This is a genomic window from Eubacterium sp. An11, assembly GCF_002161065.1.
In the GTDB taxonomy this organism is placed as follows: domain Bacteria; phylum Bacillota; class Clostridia; order Lachnospirales; family Lachnospiraceae; genus Anaerobutyricum; species Anaerobutyricum faecale.
The window spans coordinates 410836-417105 of sequence record NZ_NFLV01000001.1 but is presented as its reverse complement, the minus strand read 5'-3'; the positions used below and the strand labels follow the sequence as shown (position 1 = coordinate 417105).

The window sequence follows — 6270 nt, the reverse complement described above, 5'->3', positions numbered from 1 at the left end:
TATCAATACCTCGTCTTCTCCAAATGCAGTCTGCGTGCATAGAGATTTACAAAGAATCCTGGCTACCCTGGCGAAACAACAGATTGTGGCAGTTTTTGACTATTAAACGGTCCATCAATTATAGCAAAAATACCTGATTCAAACCGACAGGAAAGCTACCTGTGCGGCTTGCTCTGCAGGTTCATGCATGCCAGACAGATACGACTGTAAATTTGGGTATCCGCTATTCGTCTGCAGCCATAGCCTGGGGATTTGTCAACGTAGCACAGGATTTTTGTAAAGGTGAAACAAAGGTTTCTCAACAGGCAGATGACGTTTTGGACACATACGGCTTTCGACCGCGAGCTGTGAGGGAGGACTGATGTAGTCATTTTACAAGGATATCCCTGGTCAGTCCGACTGAGGGTCGAGTCGGGCGAATCCGTATGTGCCTTACGTCATTGTCTGTTTGATCGGGTAGCTGTTACCACCTTTACAAATCCCAATTTATCACTTCTATTGTAACACACCCACGGTAATTTGACATTTTCTTTGGTTGATAATACACTATATCTACATGTGAATAATCTGTTTTCTCATGGCAAAAAGATTTCTTTCTTTAATGAGAAAATTTGGCGAAAAAAACAGCAAAAACATACTTGACAATTGAATGTTTGTTCAACTATAATGTGCTTAGTTGAATGAATGTTCAATTGAATTTACATTCATTTGACGATAGGGAGGTAGTTATGGCAACGAAAAAAAGTGACAGCACAGCGTTGTTTCCTGAGAGTATCGAGCAGGTACAGAAAAGTATGCCGGACGATGCGGATATTGAAAAGGTGGTTTCTTTTTATAAGGTTCTCGCCGATAAGACGCGGCTCCGGATTCTGTACGCCATCAAAGAACAGGAAATGTGTGCGGGAGATATCGCAGTATTGCTTGACATGACAAAATCTGCCGTATCCCATCAGCTGGCAGTGATGCGCAACATGCATCAGATTAAGTCCAGACGGGATGGGAAAAATGTTTTTTATTCATTAGATGATGAACATATTGTGGATATTCTGGAAGAGGCCATGGTGCATATGGTGCATACGGAACAATAAACTGTCTTTTATGGCGTAACCGGCCGGTATGCCCTTCAGGCAGAGCGTTTTCAATCACTACCATTTCCTTCTCCAGCTTGGACAAATGGGAATCATGACAGTGTATAAAATATGGAGAATTGATGAACATTTAAGAGGGGAATCTAAAATATGAAGAGGAAAGTTTATATTCTGGAGGGGCTTGACTGTGCCAACTGCGCTGCCAAGATCGAGAATAAATTAAGCAAGATGCCCGGTCTTTCTGACGTTTCGGTCACCTATGCGACGAAACAGCTTCGTTTTTCCGCGGAGGATCCGGATGCACTTCTTCCACAGATTCGGGAAGTGGTGAAATCCATGGAGCCGGATGTGGAAGTGGCAGAGCGGACCCGGGGTGGAAAACGGACGCAGGCCCATGCACATAGCCATCATGATCATGAACACCATGATCATGACCATCACCATGAGCATGGCGAGAGCTGTGGATGTGGCCACGATCACGAGCATCACCATGAGCACGGCGAGGGCTGCGGCTGCGGCCACGATCACGAGCATCACCATGAGCATCATCATGATCACAGGGAAGGTCCGCACGCTACCCGCTCCCACACACATTTCGTGGAAGAGTTCCACCATGTGGAGGGACATCCGGAGGATTGTGACTGTGAATTGTGTCATTCCTTTGTGGAGTACTGTGATGTGTGCGGGGAGAGTCTGGCGAAATGTACCTGCCATATGCCGGATGAGGATCTGGAGAAGAGGGTCTACATCCTGGAAGGCATTGACTGTGCCAACTGTGCGGCGAAGATTGAGGCAAAGATCCGGCAGATGCCGGAGGTAGGCTTTGCATCCGTGGCCTTTGCCACCAAACAGCTGCGGGTGTCCGCCAATGATCAGGATGAGCTGCTGCCGAAGATGCAGGCGGTGGTGGATTCCATTGAAGATGGAGTTACTATTGTTCCGAGAAAAAGGAAGAAGATTTCTTCTGTGTCCGACACGAAGCTTTATATTCTGGAGGGCCTTGACTGCGCCAACTGCGCCGCAAAGATTGAGGCAAAACTGAAAACGATGGATAAAGTGGATGATGTGACCATCACATTTGCCACAAAACAGATGAAGCTGTCGGCAAAGAATCCGGACGCATTGATTCCGGATATTCAGGCGGTGATTGATTCTATGGAAGACGGTGTTACCGTGGTTCCGAAGGAAAGGACAGTGTCTGCAGCGGCCGGGGAAAAGAAAGAACCATTCTGGAAGAATCCACTGTTTTCCATCGGCGTCGGCGCGGTGCTGTTTGTGGCCGGCGAGATCCTGGAACATATGGGGGCCGGGCAGATTCCGCTGCTTGTGTTATTCCTGGTTGCATACCTGATTCTCGGAGGAAAGGTACTGATGACTGCCGGCAAAAACATTGCCAAAGGGCAGGTCTTTGACGAGAATTTTCTGATGAGTATCGCCACCATCGGCGCCTTTTTGATTCAGGAGTTTCCGGAGGCCGTGGGCGTTATGCTGTTCTACCGTATTGGAGAATATTTCGAGGAGAGAGCGACAGAACAGAGCCGTTCACAGATCATGGAGGCCGTTGACCTGCGGCCGGAAGTGGTAAATCTTGTGGTGGGCGAGGATATCCGTGTCATTGATGCGGAAGAAGCAAATGTGGGAGATATCGTCCTGGTTCGTCCGGGCGACCGGATTCCGCTGGACGGTGTGATCATTGATGGCGAGAGCCGTATCGATACTTCCCCGGTGACCGGAGAGCCGGTTCCGGTGATGGCAAGGGTTGGCGACGGCGTAGTGTCCGGCTGCGTGAACACCTCGGGACAGCTGAAAGTCCGTGTGGAGAAGATTCTTGAGGAGTCCATGGTCACAAGGATTCTTGATTCCGTGGAAAATGCAGCGGCCAGCAAGCCGAATATTGATAAATTTATCACCCGTTTTGCCCGGGTATACACACCGTTTGTGGTATTTTTCGCACTGTTTGTGGCTCTGGTGCTGCCGTTCCTTCTGCCGGAGTCCATGAACTGGCATCTGTTTGTGGACCCGTCCTATGCAGGAGAGGTATCCAGGGTGTACGGCGTCAGCGGAACGGCGTCTGTCTATACGGCCCTTACGTTCCTGGTCATCAGCTGTCCGTGTGCACTGGTGCTGTCGGTGCCGCTGGCGTTCTTCTCCGGTATCGGAGCGGCGTCCAAGCGTGGAATCCTTTTTAAGGGCGGCATTGCCATTGAAGCACTGAAGAAAGTCAGGGCCATCGTCATGGATAAGACGGGAACCATCACCAAAGGAAACTTTGTGGTACAGTCCGCCAATCCGGTGGCCGGCACAGTAAGTGCCGACGAACTGCTGGCAATAAGCGCCAGCTGCGAGCTGTCATCCACCCATCCGATCGGAAACAGCATTGTGGAGGCGGCAGAGCAGAAAGGTCTCGATATCGAGCGGCCTTCCAGCGTGGAAGAGATCGCCGGACACGGTATCCGTGCGACTATCAGCCGGGGTGAGGTATTATGCGGCAACCGCAAGCTCATGGACGCCAGTCATGTGGACATGGGCGCATACCGGAAAGAAGATTTCGGCACGGAAGTACTGGTGGCTCTTAATGGTACATTTATCGGTAATATCGTTATTTCCGATACCATCAAAGAAGACGCGCCGGCCGCCATCACAGCGGTCAAAAAGCTGGGCATCCGCACCGTCATGCTGACGGGAGACGCCCAGGAAAGCGCCGAAAAGGTGGCAAAAGATACCGGTATCGACGAAGTACATGCGAAACTTCTGCCGCAGGATAAACTTTCTGAGCTGCAGAAAGTACGTGAGCAGCATGGAGCAGTCATGTTTGTGGGCGATGGTATCAACGATGCGCCTGTACTGGCCGGCGCCGATGTGGGGGCCGCCATGGGAAGCGGTGCCGACGCGGCCATCGAGGCGGCGGATGTGGTATTCATGAATTCAGAGATGAACGCCATTCCGGAAGCTTTGCGCATTGCTAAGATGACCAACCGTATTTCCTGGCAGAATGTGGTATTTGCTCTGGCCATCAAGATCATCGTCATGATCATGGGGCTGTTCGGTTTTGCCAACATGTGGATTGCCGTGTTTGCTGACACAGGAGTATCCGTCATCTGCCTGTTGAACTCCATCCGGATTCTCAGAAAATGAGAACAGGGTGATCAAAGTAACTGAAAATAGAAATCGTATCCAAAATTAAGGACGCGCTGTATATGGAAAATGTATCCGTATGCGGCGCGTTTTTTCTATAATATAAGAAATTTTGAATTACATTTCCTGAAAAATGTACACCGTTAATACTAAAAAGAAATTAATTGATTTTTGATAGCTGAATCAAATTTCGATGTCTAGCGTTAATTTGTAAAAATTAAAAACATGCCACAAACATTGCCACAGATTGACTGTAAGAAAATATATATTGTAAAATGAATAATAGAATGAAAAAACTCTGAAAGAACGGTGAACACATGTCTATTTTGTCGGAAAAACTGAAATATTTTCTGAGTCAGAAAGGTTATACCATGGCGGAGCTGTTCGGGCGCAGCGGCATCGAGCGTTCCACCCTGTATCAGTATCTGAAGGGCAGCCGCCCGCTGAAGAATCGCCGGCAGCTGGAAATGCTCATGTCGGAATTGCAGCTGACGCCGGAGGAGAGAATGGAAGTGCTGGAAGCATACGAGATCACGCAGGTGGGACTGGTGCAGTATAATCGCCGCTGCAAAGTCAGAGAGATTCTGAATTCACTCCTGATCATAGAGGACAAAGAGTCGGTAGCGCCGAAACTGGAGCAGGAAATGTATCTGCGGACCACGGAAGGCCAGCAGTTGATGGAAGGCGAGCTGGAAATCAACCGTCTTGTGAACAATGTCTCATCTACGAGACGATGGTCCAGGGCGGAGAAATTCGGCTTCTGACGCAGCCAGACAATGATCTGCTGATGGAGTCGCTTCTCCTTTTGTGCGATGACAATGTACAGACCCGGGTAACCCAGATCATCTGCCTGGAAGTCAACGGCGGGAGAGATGGCTGCCGCAACCTGGAAAATATCCGGCGGATTCTTCGCTACGGCATCGGCATCCGCCGCTATGAACCCAGATATTATTATGGCAGTCCCACAGAACATTATGGCATCATGAATGTGATGCCTTACCTGGTGGTGACCGACCGTTATGCGGTGCAGATTTCGTCAGACTGGAAGGCGGCGATTCTTCACAGCAACGCGGAAGTGGTTGCGTATTTTGACCATTTTTTTGAAAAAATGCGCCGGCAGAGCCATACTTTGATGGTCGCCGTGGATGGTTTCGGCGGCAATCAGGCCAAATGGGGCCAGGATTATCTGCGGGGAACCACATTTTCCAGCACCATGGAAATCTGTTCCGGTCTTTGCAGCGTGCAGTTCTGGGACAAACATCTGATTAGAAAATATATAAACCGTAAAATTCCGGACTGTGCATCGGTTATTAAGAATTACACGGCTTATACTGCTGCGCTTTATCGGGCAAAAAAGCATGGTCAGGTTACTGTTCTGATGAATGCTTCTTTTGTGGAAGCATTTATCAGGGATGGCATTTTACGGGAATATCCATCCGTATTTTTTAATGGGGCCATATCAATATCGGACCATCGGATATTGATAGGACGAATCTTAAAAGCTGTAGATGAAGGCTGGTATCATATTCGTCTGCTTCCCGCAGAGAATTTCCCGTTGAGTTATCACTGGGAGATACTCATCAGCCGGGGAGAAAACATGTTATTCCAGTATGCCCATAAGAACCAGTTTAAAATTTTTCAATTTCAGGAGGCGGACATACTGGAAGCGTTCTATGATTACCTGGAAAATATTTCTGCCGGAGAAGATGTGCTGGGAGACGCACAATCAGCAGAGCAGCTGCGTCGTTGGATGGAGGAACATCTTTCTTAAACAAATAAACATTTCACAAAAAACGGGTGAGGAGCCCGTTTTTTTTTGTGCCATAAAAATTTCTTTATAACTTTATAATAAGAAAGAAAAAAGCGCGCGATAAAAATAAACATTGGCGTGCTTTTTTGCTGACCTGAGAACATAAAAAGATTACAGATTTATCAATTTGATAATAAATGACATTATATTATAATTAAAAAAGAAAATGGAAAATATATAGGCTGGTCCTACCAGATAGAAGATGCGGATGAGGATGAAGGGATAAAAGGTACTATA

4 protein-coding genes are annotated in these 6270 nt (G+C 48.0%); all 4 read left to right on the top strand.

The window, feature by feature from the left end:
- Positions 1 to 728: 728 nt before the first annotated feature.
- The 4 genes from B5E53_RS01870 to B5E53_RS01855 all read left to right on the top strand — a co-directional run bounded on the left by B5E53_RS01870 (position 729) and on the right by B5E53_RS01855 (position 5994).
- On the top strand, positions 729 to 1088 hold the full coding sequence (locus B5E53_RS01870; RefSeq protein ID WP_087312169.1) for a metalloregulator ArsR/SmtB family transcription factor: 360 nt from the start codon (positions 729 to 731) through the stop codon (positions 1086 to 1088).
- 150 nt (positions 1089 to 1238) lie between these two features.
- Complete coding sequence (locus B5E53_RS01865; protein ID WP_087312167.1) at positions 1239 to 4223, top strand: heavy metal translocating P-type ATPase; 2985 nt, start codon at positions 1239 to 1241, stop codon at positions 4221 to 4223.
- Positions 4224 to 4540: 317 nt separating this feature from the next.
- Positions 4541 to 4987, top strand: coding sequence for a helix-turn-helix transcriptional regulator (locus B5E53_RS01860; RefSeq protein ID WP_087312165.1), 447 nt, complete (start codon positions 4541 to 4543; stop codon positions 4985 to 4987).
- On the top strand, positions 4957 to 5994 hold the full coding sequence (locus tag B5E53_RS01855) for a hypothetical protein (RefSeq protein ID WP_087312163.1): 1038 nt from the start codon (positions 4957 to 4959) through the stop codon (positions 5992 to 5994). The genes B5E53_RS01860 and B5E53_RS01855 overlap by 31 nt, the downstream gene beginning before the upstream one ends.
- The last annotated feature ends 276 nt before the right edge of the window (positions 5995 to 6270 follow it).

What these genes read in the sequence shown, in the direction of transcription:
- B5E53_RS01870 (WP_087312169.1), top strand. Translation starts at nt 729, where the DNA reads ATGGCAACGAAAAAAAGTGACAGCACAGCGTTGTTTCCTGAGAGTATC.
- B5E53_RS01865 (WP_087312167.1), top strand. Translation starts at nt 1,239, where the DNA reads ATGAAGAGGAAAGTTTATATTCTGGAGGGGCTTGACTGTGCCAACTGC.
- B5E53_RS01860 (WP_087312165.1), top strand. Translation starts at nt 4,541, where the DNA reads ATGTCTATTTTGTCGGAAAAACTGAAATATTTTCTGAGTCAGAAAGGT.
- B5E53_RS01855 (WP_087312163.1), top strand. Translation starts at nt 4,957, where the DNA reads ATGGTCCAGGGCGGAGAAATTCGGCTTCTGACGCAGCCAGACAATGAT.